At 31.4% G+C, this 18,065-nt stretch carries 15 protein-coding genes; 2 read left to right on the top strand and 13 right to left on the bottom strand.

Annotated features, from left to right (window positions below):
- Positions 1-28 precede the first annotated feature (28 nt).
- The 12 genes from AQ1689_RS04890 to AQ1689_RS04835 form a co-directional block, all read right to left on the bottom strand.
- Entirely contained in the window at positions 29-769 is a 741-nt protein-coding gene (locus AQ1689_RS04890; RefSeq protein ID WP_159459629.1) for an energy transducer TonB, read from the bottom strand.
- Between the two features lie 429 nt (positions 770-1,198).
- The gene (locus AQ1689_RS04885; RefSeq protein WP_101955357.1) at positions 1,199-3,895 is read right to left on the bottom strand and encodes a TonB-dependent receptor; all 2,697 of its coding nucleotides are present in this window, start codon (positions 3,893-3,895) and stop codon (positions 1,199-1,201) included.
- 314 nt (positions 3,896-4,209) lie between these two features.
- On the bottom strand, positions 4,210-4,896 hold the full coding sequence (locus AQ1689_RS04880; RefSeq protein WP_101955356.1) for an energy transducer TonB: 687 nt from the start codon (positions 4,894-4,896) through the stop codon (positions 4,210-4,212).
- A 290-nt stretch (positions 4,897-5,186) separates the two neighbouring features.
- Positions 5,187-6,398, bottom strand: a complete 1,212-nt coding sequence (gene hflX / locus AQ1689_RS04875; RefSeq protein ID WP_101914108.1) for a GTPase HflX — start codon at positions 6,396-6,398, stop codon at positions 5,187-5,189.
- Between the two features lie 516 nt (positions 6,399-6,914).
- On the bottom strand, positions 6,915-7,274 hold the full coding sequence (locus AQ1689_RS04870) for a Na(+)-translocating NADH-quinone reductase subunit F (protein ID WP_101955355.1): 360 nt from the start codon (positions 7,272-7,274) through the stop codon (positions 6,915-6,917).
- Positions 7,274-8,629 carry a DEAD/DEAH box helicase gene (locus tag AQ1689_RS04865; protein WP_180947531.1) on the bottom strand — a complete coding sequence of 452 codons (1,356 nt, stop codon included), beginning with the start codon at positions 8,627-8,629 and terminating at the stop codon, positions 7,274-7,276. The genes AQ1689_RS04870 and AQ1689_RS04865 overlap by 1 nt, the downstream gene beginning before the upstream one ends.
- Positions 8,630-8,783: 154 nt before the next feature.
- The gene (nqrF, locus tag AQ1689_RS04860; RefSeq protein WP_101914106.1) at positions 8,784-10,097 is read right to left on the bottom strand and encodes an NADH:ubiquinone reductase (Na(+)-transporting) subunit F; all 1,314 of its coding nucleotides are present in this window, start codon (positions 10,095-10,097) and stop codon (positions 8,784-8,786) included.
- The gene (nqrE, locus tag AQ1689_RS04855; protein ID WP_101955354.1) at positions 10,097-10,855 is read right to left on the bottom strand and encodes an NADH:ubiquinone reductase (Na(+)-transporting) subunit E; all 759 of its coding nucleotides are present in this window, start codon (positions 10,853-10,855) and stop codon (positions 10,097-10,099) included. Before nqrE ends, nqrF begins: the two co-directional genes overlap by 1 nt.
- Before the next feature lie 80 nt (positions 10,856-10,935).
- Positions 10,936-11,580, bottom strand: a complete 645-nt coding sequence (locus AQ1689_RS04850) for an NADH:ubiquinone reductase (Na(+)-transporting) subunit D (protein WP_058886083.1) — start codon at positions 11,578-11,580, stop codon at positions 10,936-10,938.
- 2 nt (positions 11,581-11,582) lie between these two features.
- Positions 11,583-12,323 (bottom strand): Na(+)-translocating NADH-quinone reductase subunit C, encoded by a 741-nt coding sequence (locus tag AQ1689_RS04845; RefSeq protein ID WP_101955353.1) that lies wholly within the window; start codon positions 12,321-12,323, stop codon positions 11,583-11,585.
- A gap of 2 nt (positions 12,324-12,325) precedes the next feature.
- Entirely contained in the window at positions 12,326-13,531 is a 1,206-nt protein-coding gene (locus AQ1689_RS04840) for an NADH:ubiquinone reductase (Na(+)-transporting) subunit B (RefSeq protein ID WP_101955352.1), read from the bottom strand.
- A 3-nt stretch (positions 13,532-13,534) separates the two neighbouring features.
- Entirely contained in the window at positions 13,535-14,887 is a 1,353-nt protein-coding gene (locus AQ1689_RS04835; protein ID WP_101955351.1) for a Na(+)-translocating NADH-quinone reductase subunit A, read from the bottom strand.
- A 162-nt stretch (positions 14,888-15,049) separates the two neighbouring features.
- Between AQ1689_RS04835 and AQ1689_RS04830 the strand changes: the two genes are divergently transcribed.
- Both AQ1689_RS04830 and apaG read left to right on the top strand, forming a co-directional pair.
- A complete protein-coding gene (locus AQ1689_RS04830; protein ID WP_101955350.1) occupies positions 15,050-16,270 on the top strand; it encodes a type IX secretion system plug protein in 1,221 nt (406 codons plus the stop codon).
- A gap of 45 nt (positions 16,271-16,315) precedes the next feature.
- Positions 16,316-16,702 carry a Co2+/Mg2+ efflux protein ApaG gene (gene apaG / locus AQ1689_RS04825; protein WP_101955349.1) on the top strand — a complete coding sequence of 129 codons (387 nt, stop codon included), beginning with the start codon at positions 16,316-16,318 and terminating at the stop codon, positions 16,700-16,702.
- Positions 16,703-16,718: 16 nt separating this feature from the next.
- Here apaG and AQ1689_RS04820 read toward each other — a convergent pair whose 3' ends face one another.
- Positions 16,719-18,065 (bottom strand): hypothetical protein, encoded by a 1,347-nt coding sequence (locus AQ1689_RS04820; RefSeq protein WP_145993730.1) that lies wholly within the window; start codon positions 18,063-18,065, stop codon positions 16,719-16,721.

The following is an 18,065-nucleotide window of genomic DNA, read 5'->3' as shown; positions in this document are numbered from 1 at the left end:
TAACGTGTTTTATAATTTAAAATTATTTTTACTCCTCTAAAGAGAAATTAATTGGAAAACCATACTTTACAGAAATACGCTTTCCTTCTTTTTTTGCTGGCTTAAACCTTGGCAACTTTAAAACTACACGAGCAGCTTCATTGTTTAATATTTCAGCATTATCAGGTCCTAATGTTTTGATGTTTTTTACGTAACCGCTTTTGTCAATAATAAAACGAACCCAAACATCTCCTTGTAAATTTTGTCTAACAGCCTCTCCTGGATAACTAAAATACTTAGAAATATGACGCATCATTTCATTATTAAAACAATCAGATTCTTCACCCTTTTCTGCTTTTTTACAAGCATCAAAAACAGGTATTTTATCTACAGATGTAAATTTTAATGCTTTTCGAACCTCTTCTTTTGATAATTTATTTTTAAGGTTTTCAATATTGTTTTTCAACGATATTGTATTTGTAATCTCAGCATTTAACGCAGTTTCAGAAACCTTAGAAACTCCCGTAGCTCCAATTGCGGTAACTTCTTTCTTCTTTAAAAGCTCTCTTTTCTTTAAATGTCTTTTATTTGCAGATACTGATACAGAAATAAGCCTAGACTTCTTATTCTTATTTCGCTTACTTTTAGACTCTTTGATGGTGCATTTTGTAACACTAATGCTATTTAAGTCTATTTCGTTTGCATCTGGAGATTCACAAACCTTTTGAGCTTGAACAGTAGAAAACATGTTAACTATAATTAACAAGGAAAAAAATAATAAATTTTTCATAATGGTGGAATTTACTTGCATTATATATAACAAAAAAGTCATATTAACACAATGCAAAAGTATGAAATTTTAAAATAAAACAACTTAATTCTATGTTTTTTATTTTATACCTCTTAAATACAAGCTTTTAAAAAAACACTTTAAGTAAAATGCTATCGCTTAAAAAAGGCTAAACAATGTGTTTTTAAAGGATTTCAATAATTAAAAAAAATCATAATTCAATTTTGTTTTTTTTAAAAAATCATATTTAAAAAAATTAATTTTACTTGTAAAACCAACACTATTTTACTTTTAATTAACATTAGTATAACTTTAAATTTCTAAAAAAAAGCCTACAAAAAAGACTGAGCAATAAATTGTTCAGGCTTTTTGTGCTTTTCTTTAGTTAATTGTAGCTACTATTTAGTAAACTTATAAAATAGAAAGCACTTATTGATTAATTACCCACGATATATAGTACATAGACCCTATTAATCCTGAACCAGGAGCCACAACGTAGTCTTTTCCTGTTAAATTCGTTCCTCCTATTTTAATTCTTGATTTTAAAGAAGGTATTTTGCAATTTATTTGAGCATCAAGTAAAGTTCTACTTTCTATTTCTCCTGTTAAAAAATTAGATTGCCATAAAAATTTATCTTGCCATCTTGCGTTTATGTTAAATCCGAAGTTTTTAAACAAATTAGCATTACCAAACATTATTTTCACTTGATGTTCGGGAGTGTTGAAACCGGGCTTAAAATCAAGATCATCTTCTTGGTTAAATATCATTTTACTTAAGGTGTAGTTAGCGCCAAAATTAAATGTTTTAAATACTTTTGTTGTTAAGCCTAATCCAACACCGTATGAATCTACTTTTGCTGTTGTGTTTGTGTTTAATAAAACAGCAGTAACATCTTTATTTGAAAAAGCCTTTAAGGCCTGCGCATCAGGAACGCCATTTAAAACGGCACCATAATTAGGCACAACGATGTTTTTATTGGCAACAAAATTATCATATTGATTATAGTAAGCATTGACATCTAACTCCATTACATTGCTACGTGTAATATTTAAAATACTTCTATATCCTATTTCATAAGAAGTTACTTTTTCTGATTTTATAGGCGTCGGTTTTACATGAACAGGAACGTTATTATTAAGTACAAATGCTTTTTCAAAAATAGCTGCGCCTGTAATAATATTGGTCGTGTTATTACTATTTTTAGCTACTGTTGAAAAACGTGCTATGTTTTGGTTTGATGTTCCTAAAAGAAAAGAATTAGGCCCTGTTTTTAAACCTATATATTGTTCTAAAGTACTTGGAGTTCTAAAACCTGTTTGATACGATATTCTTAGTATTTTATTTTCTTTAATCGCGTAATTTAAAGCAACCCTTGGTGAAAAATTACCTTCAAAATTTTGAGATTTATCATAACGAACAGATCCTGTAAATTTTAAGCGATCTTCAAAAAATTTCTTTTGAATTTGCGAATACGCTCCTAACATATCAAAAGCTAAAGGACTATTTACATCGGTAAATAAAGTTCCTTCTGAATTAATATTAAATTTACGATAAGAAGCACCTACCTGAATTTGTGCCCATTTAATTAGGTCTCTAAAATTATAATTCGCCTCTACATTATATAGTTGTGTTTTATCTCTTAAGCCCGAACCTCCTTGATTAATAGGCTTTTCAATAATACCGTGTAATGCTTGTTTAAAAGCAGCTGTTCCGGGTTGTAGCCTATTTCTATCGGCATAATTTCTTGCCGCTTTATCATTCCCTGCTGTTACATTTTTTATAGCCCCTGAAAATGCCGTTCCATATTCTTTAAACCAATTTCCACTTGGGTTATAATGCTCGTTTAAAGCAATACCTGCAAATCGTAAATCATAGGTTTCGCCAGTAGTATTACCTGTGTAGTAACCACGAACAAAAAAGTTTTCACCTAAAAACTCTAATTTATATTGCGTTATAGAAAAATCGTTTTGAGCAAACCTATTCGCTCCTTGATACATGTTATTTCCTGATGAAAAACGAGCATTTAATATTACCTCTAATGTTTGGTCGCCAAATGGGCGTACATGAAACGAACCATCAAATTTTACTGCCTTTCCATCATAATCGTACAGTTGCTGTTCAGCATACCCTGTTCTACTAACATTTCCAATACCTGGTAATTCATAAGAAACTTCATCTCCATAAAAATTTACACCATCATAATCTAAGGTCTTTTCTCTATTTCCTTGCGTAACAACACCACCAACTCCCGTTGTATTTCTAGCATCATTTGCATGCCATTCTTCTGCTTTATAGGTCACAAAATTTACTTTTGCAGCAAAATGATTGCTAAATTTATACGCCATTCTAAGACCTACATCATAAAACTGCGCTGTCCCTAACGCTTCTTGATTAATAAAACCAGTTTTGTAATAACTACTGATACCGTCATAATCAAAAGGATTTTTACTTCTCATTAATAAAATACCGTTAAAGGCATTTGCACCATATAAAGCCGAAGAAGCTCCTGGTAATATTTCAATATCTTTTACATCTAATTCTGATAAACCTACAATATTACCTACCGAAAAATTTAAGGCAGGAATTGAGGTTTCAACACCATCGACTAATTGCACAAACCGAGTATTATCAAAAGTAGAAAAACCACGAGAATTGATAGATTTGAAACCATAACTAGCCTCACGAGAATCAATTCCTTTTAAATTAGTAAGCCCATCATAAAAAGAAATTGACGTATTATTTTTAATATCAGTAATCCCTAAGCGCTCAATAGTTACTGGCGATTCTATAACTCGTTCTGGAGATCTTGATGCTGATATTACAACTTCATCTAAAGAAGAGCTTTCTTTTAAAATAATATTTAATTCTTGAGTTGCGGAAGTAATTTCAATAACCTCTTTTCTGTATCCAAAAGCAGTAACCTGTATTGTAAACGGAAAATTTAATGATGTGGTTAAGGTAAAACTACCATCAGCAGCTGATATAGCGCTGTTTTCTAATGAATTGATAAGTGCACTCGGAAAAGGTTCTAGATATTCATCATACACTTTTCCTGTTAAAGTACGCTGTGCCGATAAAGTAACACTAAAAGCTATAAAAAAAAATAGGAGTAATTTTTTTAGCATATTGATTGGTTTAAATTCTTTTTTGAAAGTAGTTATCGCCTTTAAAGTTATTCTTCTAGGGCAAATTAAATCTATATTTTACAGAAAAAAATTCAGGTAATTTAGAAACCACGCTACTAGCTTCTTTATTTTATGGAAATTCGTAATATTGCATTAATTGACAAAAAAGATAGTAACAATATTAATCTTCCTCTATAAAACAAACCACATCAAACTGTAAAACAACTAATTACTAAAAAAACGTAACTAAACCTGCAAATATATATTATTCATCAAAGAACCTAAAACCATGTTAACCCCTGGTTAATAAACTATTAATTTAAGGTAAAATTCATTGGAAATTTATATAAAACACTTACTAAAGCACCTTTTTGTTTCCCTGGTGTAAACTTCGGAAGTAATAAAACAATTCGCATTGCTTCTTTTTTCAAAATAATATTGTCATTTTCTCCTAACACTTTAATATCTTTTACTTTTCCATTTTTATCGATCACAAAACTAACTTCAAAATCGCCTTCAATTCCTTTTTTTAAAGCTTCCTTCGGATACTCAAAATTAGTAACAATATGCTGCTCCATTTGCATATTAAAACAATGAACTTTGTCTAGTGAATTTTCATCACAAGACGCAAATAATGGAATATGATCAACAGCATCAAAAGATATATTTTCTTTTTCCGCCTCATTTTTTATTATTGTCAATAAGCTTTCCGTTATTTTAGTTGGTTTTTTAGTTTCAACAACAGTCTTTGTTTTTAAATTACTCGCTAAATGAACTTCTGCATTTGGGGTGCTTCGTTTTTTTAAATACCGAGTACTTGAGGTTACAATATATTTCGTTTTAGACTCTTTTGTTTTTACGATAGCTGTTTCTACAGTACATTTATTAATGGCGTTAAGATCTACGAATACTTCTTCCTGAGTACCACATTTTTTTTGAGAAAAAATTTGCAACACACTAAAGAAAACAAGCGCTACGGTTATGTTTATTCTGTTTTTCATTACAATTTATTTTAACTTTAAGAAAAATCATTCGATAGTTAAAAAAAACTATTGAACGCTATTAAGCTATTTTATTTATAAATTTATACTGAAAAAGCGGAGTTCTAATTTACTTTGAAAAGTGCTATCAAAAAGGAATTTTGATGGGGCAAGTGATCTATTTTTATTATTTTTCATTTTCTGGGGGGATAAAATGGTTAAAATATCTTTCTCTATAAGAGATACTAAACATACAATAAAAAGCACATAAAAACAAATTTTTAGGCACTTTTTATTGTTAAGCTATGTGTTTATTCTATTGGTAAATCGTCTTCGTATAAGAAGTTATTGTAAGGAAATCGTTCAATATGTATTTTTTTAACCGATTCGTAAACTTTTTCTTTAAAATCTTCTAAATTGTCTTTATTTAATGCCGATATAAAAAGGCTTTCTTCGCCTAAATCATTCATCCAAGTGTTTTTCCAATCATCTAAAGTGTAGTGATTTTTTGATTTTTCGGTGATTAAATCATCCTCATCAATAGTTTCGTGAGTATAAGCATCAATTTTATTAAAAACCATTAAAATAGGTTTATTTGAAGCACCTATTTCATCTAAAATTTTATTTACAGATGCAATATGATCTTCAAAATTTGGATGACAAATATCCACTACATGTAATAACAAATCAGCTTCACGAACTTCATCTAAGGTTGATTTGAACGATTCTACTAATTGTGTTGGCAATTTTCTAATGAAACCAACAGTATCGGTCATTAAAAAAGGAATGTTCTTAATTACAACCTTTCTTACAGTAGTGTCAAGAGTTGCAAATAATTTATTTTCGGCAAACACATCACTTTTACTAATTACGTTCATTAAAGTTGATTTACCAACATTGGTATAACCTACTAATGCAACACGTACCATTTTACCTCTATTCTTACGTTGAACTGCCATTTGACGGTCAATAGTAGAAAGTTTTTTCTTTAATAAGGTAATTTTATCTCTAATAATACGACGGTCAGTTTCAATTTCTGTTTCACCAGGTCCACGCATTCCGATACCCCCTTTTTGCTTATCAAGATGCGTCCATAATCTTGTTAATCGAGGTAATAAATATTGACATTGTGCCAATTCTACTTGTGCTTTTGCCGAACTTGTTTGCGCTCTTCCTGCAAAAATATCTAATATTAAATTTGTTCTATCTAATACTTTACATCCTAATTCATTTTCAATATTACGCAATTGCGCAGGCGATAATTCGTCATCAAAAATAGCGATACTGATGCCTTTTGATGCGATATACATTCTTACTTCTTCTAATTTACCAGTTCCTAAAAAAGTTTTAGGATTTGGTTTTTCCATTTTCTGGACAAAGCGTTTTACAGCAACTCCTCCTGCTGTTAAGGTTAAAAACTCCAACTCATCTAAATATTCATCAGACTGTTTTTCGTTTTGTTTTTGGGTTATAATACCAATTAAAACCGCTTTTTCGATTATTTCTTCACGTGTTTCTTCCATACGATGCAAAAATACAATTTTATCAATTGAACAACTCTTTTTTCATTTGTTCTTTGTCATATTTAAAATATATGGCGTTTTTAATATTTTATCTACTTCGGATGTTTTTAAAATTATAATCAAAAATTGATTGAATTACCTATTTAAAAACAAAACAACCTGTCAGTTCGAGTGATTTTTTTCCTTCAAAAAAATTATATCGAGAACTTTTTTGTATAAAATTTATCAATATAAAATAATTCAAATTCTCGATACAATTTTAATTCCTTCTAGTCATTAAAATCACTCGAATTGACAAAAAACAATAAAAAAGAACAACACAACCAAATAAACTTAGCCCCGATTGAAGCAATTGTTTGAGCTCTTTTTTGTTTTTTTCAAACAAAAAAAGCGAGTGCGGAAAGCGGGAAATAGCTTCAAATAATTTTAAAATTTAAACATAAAAAAACACTCACTTTTTACAAAATGAGTGTTCTTTAAAATATTTTTTAGGCGATAAAAATTTTTTAAGATGTTTTAAATCTTGATAAAATCTTCAAATGCCACATAATAAGGTTGATCTTTAAAAACAGGCATTTCAACGCTTTCTGAATTTGCAATACCAATGCCTGCAAACCAAATTTTTGCATTGTTTTTTTCGGCATGTTGTTTAAATGTTTCCATCCATAAAAAATCGTAATCTTCGGGTGTTTGAATATTATTGGTTGTTTTTACCAACACAAAAATAGTAGGTTCACCTTTTTTATATAATACAAACTGAGGATGTTTTTTTAATGCGCTATTAATAGCAACAAACTCATAGCCCATTTCCTGAAGCTTTTTACCAGCAATATTCATCCCTAAATTATGAAGCTCTTGTTTAGTAAGTACTTGCATTATTTTTTCTTATTACGCATGTTATAATTCTTATCACCTTTTGTTTTAGGCTTCTTATATTTTTTCGCAATTTCTCTACGATAAGAACCACCTTGATTAGTTTTACTATTCTTTTCACTTTTTTCATGAAAAGCAGGACCAGGAACATACTCTAATGAAGTTCTGTTTTTATTCTTTTCTCCGTCTTCTTTCGGACGTTCTTCCTCTGTTAATTCTTTAGAAATTTCAACTTCTTCAGGAATTTCTAACATTGGAATTTCATAATTCATCAATTCTTCAATTCTCGCTTTAGCTGGTAATTCTGCTTCTGTTGAAAAAAGAATTGAAGTTCCTTCTTTTTCTGCACGCCCCGTTCTACCGATTCTGTGCATATAATTTTCAGGAAAATAAGGCGTGTTAAAGTTAATTACGTGGGTAACTTCTGATAAATCTAATCCACGAGCAATAACATCGGTTGCTATTAAAATACGTTTTTCGCCTTTATTGAATTGTTCAATAGAACGTAAACGATAATTTTGTGTTTTGTTAGAGTGAATTACACACGATTGCCCAGGAAAATCTTCTTTTGTACATTCAAACAATCGATCGGCATTCCTTTTATTCGGAGTAAAAACTAATACTTTACTATATTCTTTTCTGTTTGATAATAATTCACCTAGTAAATTAACTTTGGTATAAAAGTTAGGTACATCGTAACTAATTTGCTTAATATTATCAAGTGGTGTTCCACTTACCGCAATAAAAATCTTTTTAGGAGCGATAAAGAAATCATCAATTAATGCTTCAACTTCTTGAGTCATTGTTGCCGAAAACATAATATTCTGACGACGAACAGGTAATAATTCAAAAATGTTTAATAATTGAAATCTAAATCCTAAATCTAGCATTACATCAACTTCATCAATCACTAACTTTTGGATTGACCTTAACTTTAAAATATTACTTAAAGCTAAATCGTATAAACGACCTGGAGTTGCTACAATAATATCGGCACCTTGCGCTACAGCTTCTTTATGTCTGCTTAAAGGAATCCCTCCAAATACACCTACAGTATGTAAGGTCATAAATTCTGAAAGCTTCTCTATTTCATTAACTACCTGCACCACTAATTCACGCGTTGGTACAACAACAAGCACTCTTGGGTGTTGTTGGGTTGAAAACTTCAAGTCGCGAAGTATCGGTAACATATAGGCAAAGGTTTTCCCGGTACCTGTTTGAGCAATACCAACAACGTCTTTACCTGATCGTATAATTGGAAAGGCTTCCTCCTGAACTGGAGTTGGGTTTACAAAACCTAATTCTTGAATTGCGTTTTGTAATGGGTTTGATAAATCTAAATCTTGAAAAGTAATCATTTACAGTAATTTGCCGCAAAGGTACGTTTTCTAAGCCCAAATACCATAAATATATTTCTTTGGATAAAATGCCTGTATTTTTAAGCACAAAAAAAACCGATACAGTAATGTATCGGTTTTATATAATTTTTGATTTTTTTTAGTTGATAAAGATTTATCCTCCAAAATCATCAAATCGGATATTCTCGTCAGCAAGACCAAAATCTTCTCCCATTTTCTGAACAGCGTTGTTCATTAATGGTGGACCACAGAAATATAATTCTAAGTCTTCTGGTGCTTCATGTTTCGCTAAATGCTCATTGATTACTACCTGGTGAATAAATCCTGTAAACCCATCTCCAGCTTCATCATTTACATCAGTTTTAACTTTCCAGTTATCCGCTTCTGTTGGATCAGATAAAGCAATAAAGAATTTAAAGTTAGGGAAATCTCTTTCTAAAGCTCTAAAGTGTTCTACATAAAACAATTCCGCTTTTGAACGACCACCATACCAATACGTTACTTTTCTTCCAGTTTTTAATGTTCTAAATAAGTGATATAAGTGAGAACGCATTGGCGCCATACCTGCTCCACCACCAACATATAACATTTCTGCTTCTGATTCGTTGATAAAGAATTCACCATAAGGTCCTGAGATTACACATTTATCTCCTTTCTTTAAGTTGAAAATGTATGAAGAAGCAACTCCAGGATTTACATCCATCCATCCACCTTTCACTCTATCAAAAGGAGGTGTTGCAATACGTACATTTAACATAATTTCTCTTCCTTCGGCAGGATAAGAAGCCATAGAATATGCTCTTTCTACAGTTTCTGTATTTTTCATTACCAATGGTCTTAAACCAAACTTATCCCAATCTGCTTCGAACTTGTCTGGTCTGTCGTGTTCTTCTGGATGCGCTGTAACATCCATCTCTGAATAGTTTACCTCACAAGCTGGTATTTCAATTTGAATATATCCACCTGCTTTGTAGCCCATATCTTCTGGAATTTCAACTACAAATTCTTTAATAAAAGTAGCTACGTTGTAATTTCTTACAACAACTGCATCCCATTTCTTAATTCCAAAAATTTCTTCAGGAATAGAAATATCCATATCTTGTTTTACTTTAACCTGACAAGATAAACGAACTCCGTGTGCTAATTCTTTACGTGTAAAGTGAGGTGTTTCTGTTGGTAAAGCTTCACCTCCACCAGAATTTACGTGACACTCACATTGTACACAAGATCCACCACCACCACAAGCTGATGGCAAGAAAATTTTCTCGTTACCTAAAGTAGATAATAAGGTACCTCCTGAAGCTACTTCAATTACTTTATCACCATTAATGGTAATTTTTACGGGTCCTGATGGTGCTAATTTTTGCTTTACAAATAATAACAACCCTACTAAAATTAATAGAATTATTAAAAATGATATAACCGTTACAGCTACCGTACCTCCTGTACTTACTTCTAAAAATACCATTATTCTATAATTTTTTTAGTGTTATCAGCTAATTTCTCAGCTTCCTCTTTTACCTTTTCTACCTTTGCTACGTTGTTTTCGGTTACTGTTGTAGTAACAACTGCTGCTTCAGGAGCTTCTAGAGTTTTAACCTCTTCGTCACCTCCTGTTAACATACCTCCAAAACTCATAAACCCGATTGCCATTAATCCAGTGATAATAAAAGTAATTCCTAAACCTCTTAATGGCGCAGGAACGCTTGAATATCTGATTTTTTCACGAATAGCTGCAATTGCTAAAATTGCTAAAAACCATCCGATTCCTGAACCAATTCCATAGGTTAAAGATAAACCTAATGTTGGAATTTCACGAGATTGCATAAATAAAGACCCTCCTAAAATTGCACAGTTAACGGCAATTAATGGTAAGAAAATACCTAATGAATTATACAATGCTGGGGCAAATTTTTCAACAATAATTTCTACCAATTGTACCATGGTTGCAATTGTTGCAATAAACATAATAAATGATAAGAAACTTAAATCGTAACCTTCATATTCATCTCCTAACCATGACAATGCTCCTGGCTGTAATAAATATTGATCTAATAACCAGTTGACAGGTACTGTTACAGCAAGTACAAAAATAACGGCAGCTCCTAAACCTACGGCTGTTGCTACTTTTTTAGATACTGCTAGGTAAGAACACATTCCTAAGAATGTAGCAAATACCATATTATCAATAAATATCGACTTGAAAAATAATTCTAAATGTTCCATATTTTATATTTTTCCCTCTTTCCTTTTTATTTATAGTTTAAATTCAATAAACAATTTAAACTATAAATATTGAAGAGGATTTAATCCTCGATTAATGCTTTGTTTCTACTACGTTGTATCCAAATAATAATACCAACAACAATTAATGCCATTGGAGATAATAACATAAATCCGTTATTTTCATATCCTAATGCATACAATCCTGTTTGTTCTATTGGATCTCCTAATACTTTAAATCCTAATAAAGTACCAGAACCTAATAACTCTCTAAAGAAACCTACTGCAATTAAAATAGCTCCGTATCCTAATGCATTTCCAATTCCATCTAAGAATGATTTCCAAGGACCATTTCCTAAAGCAAAAGCTTCAAAACGTCCCATAATAATACAGTTGGTAATAATTAAACCAACAAATACCGAAAGTGTTTTACTTAACTCGTAAGCAAAAGCTTTTAATACTTGATCAACAATAATTACTAAAGCAGCAACTACGATTAACTGTACAATAATTCTAATTTTTGATGGAATAATGTTTCTCATTAAAGAGATTACAACGTTTCCTATACCTAATACAAATAATACAGAAACTGCCATTACTATAGAAGCTTTAAGTTCTGCTGTAATTGCTAATGCTGAACAGATACCTAATACTTGAATCGTAATTGGGTTGTTATCTAATAACGGATCTGTAATTAATGCTGCGTCTTTTTTTGATAAAAGTCCCATATTTATTTCAATGTTTTAAAGTAAGGCACGTATAAACCTAATTCAGATTTAATCATTGCAGCAACTCCATCACCTGTAATTGTTGCACCTGCAATAGCATCTACCTCGTTATCATTTTTATCTTCGTTCTTCGGATCATTATTCGATTTTGAAACTCCAATTCCTTTAAAAGAACCGTTGTTCATTAAATCTTCTCCGATAAAGTCATCCATAAAATAGCGTTGCTTAATATTTGCTCCTAAACCTGGCGTTTCTCCTTTATGATCGAAAAAAGCACCCTGAACTACCATGTTTTTATCCAAGGCAACATATGCCCAAATAGCATCCCAAAGACCTTTACCTCTAATTGGCGTGATGTAAAACGTTTTACCGTCTTTTTCACCAATAAATACTGGTAATTTTCTTACTTTTCCTGCTTTTGCAGCTGTTTGCTGTTTTTTTACATCGATTAAATACGCATTCGCATCTTCAGTAACCTTAGCACCTTCAATAACGATTTGTTTTTTGATGTATTTTGAAAACTCACCAGCTACTTTGTCTTTAGAAACAAAGACTGCGCTAGATTCATCATTTTCATTTACCCCCATCGCATACAAAATATTTTGTTGCTTTTCGATACGTTTATTTGCATCAATCATTGGGCGAAGCGATGAAGCTGTAAAAGCTAACAACGCACCTACTATTAATACCATTGCAATGGCAAAAAGTAGCGTATATCCATTACTGTCTGTTCTCTTACTCATAATTAGGCAGTTTTAACTTTAGCACGTTTTAATCTTCTCTTGATATTCCCTTGAACCACATAATGGTCAATTGTTGGAGCAAAAACGTTCATTAATAAAATAGCTAACATTACTCCTTCTGGATAGGCAGGATTAAATACACGAATCATAATCGAAATAAATCCGATAAAGAAACCATAAATCCATTTTCCTTTGTTGGTTTGCGATGCTGATACAGGATCAGTAGCCATATAGATAGCTCCAAATGCAAAACCTCCAATTAATAAATGTTTCCAGAAATCTAAACTCATTAATCCGTAAAACTTACTTGTTTCACCAATCCATCCTAAACCAACTACTTGATTAAAAATGAATCCCATTACTAAAGCTCCGATTACTGCTGATAACATAATTCTCCAGCTTCCAATCTTTGTAAAGATTAAAAATAAAGCTCCTAATAAAATTAAGAAGGTAGATGTTTCTCCTACTGAACCAGGAATAAATCCGAAGAACATATCAGAAACAGAATGTGTTACTGGTTGCGATTGTGCTAAAGTTCCTAGAATAGTTTCTCCAGAAATAGCATCTGCTGTTCCTGTTAATTCTCTAGCTCCTTGAACCCATACTTTATCTCCCGACATCCAAGTTGGATATGCGAAGAATAAAAATGCACGTATTGTTAATGCAGGATTTAAAATATTCATTCCTGTACCTCCAAATACTTCTTTACCGATAACTACACCAAATACTACCGCTACAGATAGCATCCATAAAGGTAAATCGATTGGCACAATTAACGGAACTAACATTCCTGTTACTAAATACCCTTCTTCTACTTCGTGACCTTTTATTACTGCGAAAACAATTTCAACAGCTAAACCAACCACATATGATACGATTATTAACGGTAAAATTTTCACTAAACCGATTAAGAAATTCGCCATATTCCAGAACTCTCCACTAAAGAAAGACATTCCTTCTGTAAATCCATTGATAGCAGCGTTATGTTGATAACCTGCATTGAACATTCCGAAGATTAAACACGGTACTAATGACATAATTACTATGTTCATGGTACGTTTTAAATCATCAGCAGCCTTTATATGAGTTCCTCCGTGAGTCGTCTCATTAGGCAAATATAAAAAGGTGTGGATTGCGTTAAACGCAGGTGCCATCTTAGTACCTTTATACTTTTCTTTTAACTTATGTAAGTTTTGTTTTAAGCCCATATCTTATCCTAATTCTTCTCTCATTAAATCTAATCCTTCACGAATTATTTTCTGGTGAGGCTGTTTAGACACACAAATAAATTCTGTTAAAGCGAAATCTTCTGGTGCAATTTCGTAAGCACCTAACCCTTCCATTTCGTCAAGGTCTTTGTATTTACAAGATTTTAATAATTGCATCGGAAAAATATCCAACGGAAATACTTCTTCATACGATCCTGTAACCACAAAAGCTCTGTGTTCACCGTTTGTATTAGTATTTAAGTTGTATTTTTTCTTCGGAGTTAACCAAGAGAACGTAAATGCTCTTGAGGTAGAAACCTTGTTAAAAACAGGTTTATTCCAACCGAATAATTCATAATCATCACCTTCAGGAATTGCAGTTACTATGTTTTCATAGTATCCTAAATATCCTGCTGTATCAACCTGAACACCGCTTAATACGTTTCCGCTAATTACACGCGCATTATCAGCTTCTAAATTCCCTTTTACAAGATCTCCAATATTTGCTCCTGCCAAAGCAGTAACATATTGAGGTTTGCTGAATTTAGATCCTGCTAAAGCAATAGTACGCTTTGCGTTAAATTTACCAGTTAGTAATAACTCACCGATAACTACTAAATCTTGAGGTGTAACAACCCACACAACTTCCCCTTTATTAATAGGGTCTATTTGTGCAATTTGCGTACTCACATTACCAACAGGGTGCGGTCCAGATACGTTGTGCAATTCAACACCTTTCATTCCTTTAAAAGGAGATGATGTTGATTTTTTTGCTACAGAAACGTGTACTTTACCTGCTGTTAATTTTGTCAAAGCAGTTAATGCAGTTTGTAATTCAGCTTCTTTACCTTTTAAGGCGTAATCATAATCGGCTGCTAAAGGTGCACTTGCATAGGCAGATACAAAAATTGATTTAGGTGCTTGATTCGGATCTGCAATCACGTCATACGGACGCTGTTTTACAAATGGCCAACAACCTGAAGCAAACAAGTGAGTTTTCACTTCTTCACCAGACATTGCATCAACATCTTTTTTACCAAAATCTTTGTACTCCTGCTGTGCATCAGCAGTGATTTTAATTGCTAAAACTTTTCTTCTGGCTCCACGAACGATTTCTGAAATTTTACCACTAACAGGACTTGGAAATAAAATACGCTCATCACTTTTTGAATAAAAAAGTGCTTGACCCGCCTTTACTTCGGTACCTTGTTTTGCTAAAATTTTTGGAATAACGCCGTGAAAATCATCTGGCTGAATTGCAAACACACCACCTAACGGAAGTTCGGTAGTTATTTGCGCTGCTTCGCCAACGAGCTTGATGTCCAAGCCTTTCTTAATACGGATGTCTTTTGACATAGGAACTGAACTGGTTAAATTGATTTTCTAAAAAAAAACAAATTTACAGGTTTTGATTTTTTCGAGTAAGTATTTATATTTATATCTTTTGAATAATTAGCTATTTATATTTGTTCTAAATAAATAAGTAGCGTTGGTTTATATTTTGATACCTTTGCATTCATGATAAAATACCTATTAAGCTTCTTATTTAGTGCCCTTCATTTTGTTATTAGCGCCCAAAACATCAACACAATTCAATTGCGCCCAAAACACAGCAAAAATCAGTTTGCGGCAATTGTGCGTTTAGGAAGTGTTTTAACCTTATCTTTTGATGATTTAGAGGCTGATAATAAAGAATATCAGTATAAAATTGAACACATGACCTATAATTGGAAACCTAGTAATTTAACTTCTAGTCAATATATTGAGGGGTTTGATCAAAATGAAATTATAAACACAAGTAATTCATTCAATACCTTACAGCCCTACACACATTATACGGTTGATATTCCTAATCAAAACACCATCATCACAAAAAGTGGAAATTATTTAATTTCTATTTTAGATGAAAATTATGACCTAGTATTTACAAGACGCTGTATTTTTTATGAAGATATTACAACCGTTGGCGTAGCTGTTTTTAGAAGCCGAGAAGCGAAATCAAACAATCAAAAACAAACGGTACAATTTACGGTAAATCATCAAAATTTAAGTATAAATAATGCGCAGCAAGAAATTAATATCGCCTTATTACAAAACCATAATTGGAATACGGTTCGATATAATATTCAACCAAAATTTATAAAACAGCAACAGCTTATTTACAACCATACGCTTCAAACAAATTTTTGGGGTGGCAATGAGTTTTTAAATTTTGATACCAAACACTTACGTAGCAGTAATTTTAGCATTGCCAAAACACAACGAAAAGAACTATATCACAGCTACTTATACCTTAACGAAGAACGAACAGACAAAGTGTACACCTATAACCCTGATATCAACGGGCAATTTATCGTAAGAACCTTAGAGGCTAATGACACCAATACAGAGGCGGATTATTCTATGGTTCATTTTTCGTTAGCCGCTTATGAAGCTTATCAAAATAAGGCTGTTTTTATTTATGGAGCGTTTAATAATTATGAATTATCCGAAGAAAATAAAATGAAATATGATACGGTTTCAGAACAATACCAGGCTGCAATTAAATTCAAACAAGGGTTTTATAATTATAAGTATGTAACACTAAGTAACAAGCAAATTACAAACCTAAATGAAGTAAGTGGTTCATTCTATCAAACCGAAAATGAATATACAGTTATCGTATATTATAAGCCTTTCGGCGAAACTTACCACCGTGTTATCGGACTTGGGAATGGCTACTTTAATCAAAATAGGTAACTTGGTGTTCATCAATTAAAACTTCTTAATAAAAAAAATAAAACTATGTTACAACAAATAAGCAAGGGTATTAAAATAGCAATCGAAACCAATTTTAATGGTGTGGTTAACCAAGGTGAACATGAATATTTTTCTTTTAGTTATTATATTTCTATTGAAAATAATTCTACCGACACCGTACAACTTTTAGAACGTTTTTGGATTATTATGGACGCTCTTAAAAACACAGAACACGTAGTGGGTAAAGGGGTAGTTGGCGAAACTCCTGTTTTAAAACCAAACGATATTTTTAAATACCGATCAAACTGTTTTTTACTATCAACAACAGGTGCAATGAAAGGAAATTACAAAATGATTAATACCGAAACTCTTGAAGAATTTATCGTTACTATTCCTATATTTCAACTAACCGCAAGCCCTTCTTTAAACTAATTTCACAAACAGGGTGTTACTTAATTGTTTGATATAAAAAATTTAGCGCACTTGTTTTAAAACAAACTTTAACCGACACCTTATTATCAGTGCTAACCACTGCCTTTATTGTTTTTATTTCAGCTAAATACTTCGTGAAATTTTCTAAAGAAGTATCTTGAGTTTTTAAATATTTTTCTACCTCTATAAAAAGTAAAAATTTAGCGTGCTGATTAAACTTCTTGTTCTTTTCCTTATTTAAAATAGTATTAGATTCATCTTTTGAAGATAAAAACAAGCTCTTTTCTTGCTGATAAGCATAGGTTTTAAACAACGGATTTACAAGCAATATTTTTTTTTCATTAATATTTTTTAGTGCTTTTTTTGATGCTAAATAATTTAAAAAAGCACCGCCTCCAAAACTTACATTTACATCAGGAATTATTGTTTTTTGAATCGTTGTTTTTGCAATTTTATTAAAATCATCATCATATTGATACGTTACAACGCTATCTTTTCGTTGGATAAAAGCATTTAAATTGGCATTAAATTCACCATTCCAATGCCTTTGAAGACTATCGATTGATAAATTTGTGAATTTTTTAAACCTATCTTTTGATGATTTATCTAAATAATCGCTCAAAAAAGATTTTTTTACTTTTCCTGAAACAGTTGCTAATAAGCCATTATTTATATTGTTTTCAGAAGATAAAAAAGGCGTGTTTTTTTCAGATAATTCTCCAAGTATTGATATTTCATTTTCATCAATTCCAAGTTCTAAAAAATCGTTAGTTTTAGTTGATAAAGCAATAAGTTCTTTGCTGTTTTTTAATTTCTGAACAATGCTGTTTTCATCTTTTAAATACTCCTTTGTATTTAAAAGAATCTTTAGTTTCGTTTCAACTTTAGTAATTTCATCTATATTAAAAACAATTCTTAATTGATTATTATTGATAAAATAAACCGTCTTTTTACTGATGAAATAAACAGCATTTTCAAGTGATTTTTTAACAAATTTATCTTGATTAAAAAAGGATAATAAATCCGCTTTATTTTTGATTTCAATAACAGTACTTACCCATGTATTTTTTAAAATATCGTTATTGCTATAAAAAAAAACATCCGAAGGAATTTTAAGCTGTTCAAACAAAGAACCAACTTTAGTTTGCTTATTTTTTTTAGACGATTTTAAATATGTTAAAGGATGTTTTACAACATCCTTTAACATATTATATGCTATTTCACGTAAATTTACACGAATAATTACATCCGCAGAAACAGGTATTTTAACAGCCGTATTTTCTCTGGGATAATACTTAAAATATCCGAAGGTAAACAGTGTGCTAATCAGCAGAAAAACAACAAATAATATTTTTTTAAACAT

The sequence above is a fragment of the Tenacibaculum finnmarkense genome (assembly GCF_900239185.1).
Classification (GTDB): domain Bacteria; phylum Bacteroidota; class Bacteroidia; order Flavobacteriales; family Flavobacteriaceae; genus Polaribacter; species Polaribacter finnmarkensis.
The sequence above is the reverse complement of the archived record's forward strand: the minus strand, read 5'-3'. Positions and strand labels throughout refer to the sequence as shown.

Coding starts and splice junctions, on each gene's coding strand:
- AQ1689_RS04890 (WP_159459629.1), bottom strand. CDS start 769: ATGAAAAATTTATTATTTTTTTCCTTGTTAATTATAGTTAACATGTTT.
- AQ1689_RS04885 (WP_101955357.1), bottom strand. CDS start 3,895: ATGCTAAAAAAATTACTCCTATTTTTTTTTATAGCTTTTAGTGTTACT.
- AQ1689_RS04880 (WP_101955356.1), bottom strand. CDS start 4,896: ATGAAAAACAGAATAAACATAACCGTAGCGCTTGTTTTCTTTAGTGTG.
- hflX (WP_101914108.1), bottom strand. CDS start 6,398: ATGGAAGAAACACGTGAAGAAATAATCGAAAAAGCGGTTTTAATTGGT.
- AQ1689_RS04870 (WP_101955355.1), bottom strand. CDS start 7,274: ATGCAAGTACTTACTAAACAAGAGCTTCATAATTTAGGGATGAATATT.
- AQ1689_RS04865 (WP_180947531.1), bottom strand. CDS start 8,629: ATGATTACTTTTCAAGATTTAGATTTATCAAACCCATTACAAAACGCA.
- nqrF (WP_101914106.1), bottom strand. CDS start 10,097: ATGGTATTTTTAGAAGTAAGTACAGGAGGTACGGTAGCTGTAACGGTT.
- nqrE (WP_101955354.1), bottom strand. CDS start 10,855: ATGGAACATTTAGAATTATTTTTCAAGTCGATATTTATTGATAATATG.
- AQ1689_RS04850 (WP_058886083.1), bottom strand. CDS start 11,580: ATGGGACTTTTATCAAAAAAAGACGCAGCATTAATTACAGATCCGTTA.
- AQ1689_RS04845 (WP_101955353.1), bottom strand. CDS start 12,323: ATGAGTAAGAGAACAGACAGTAATGGATATACGCTACTTTTTGCCATT.
- AQ1689_RS04840 (WP_101955352.1), bottom strand. CDS start 13,531: ATGGGCTTAAAACAAAACTTACATAAGTTAAAAGAAAAGTATAAAGGT.
- AQ1689_RS04835 (WP_101955351.1), bottom strand. CDS start 14,887: ATGTCAAAAGACATCCGTATTAAGAAAGGCTTGGACATCAAGCTCGTT.
- AQ1689_RS04830 (WP_101955350.1), top strand. CDS start 15,050: ATGATAAAATACCTATTAAGCTTCTTATTTAGTGCCCTTCATTTTGTT.
- apaG (WP_101955349.1), top strand. CDS start 16,316: ATGTTACAACAAATAAGCAAGGGTATTAAAATAGCAATCGAAACCAAT.
- AQ1689_RS04820 (WP_145993730.1), bottom strand. CDS start 18,065: ATGTTTAAAAAAATATTATTTGTTGTTTTTCTGCTGATTAGCACACTG.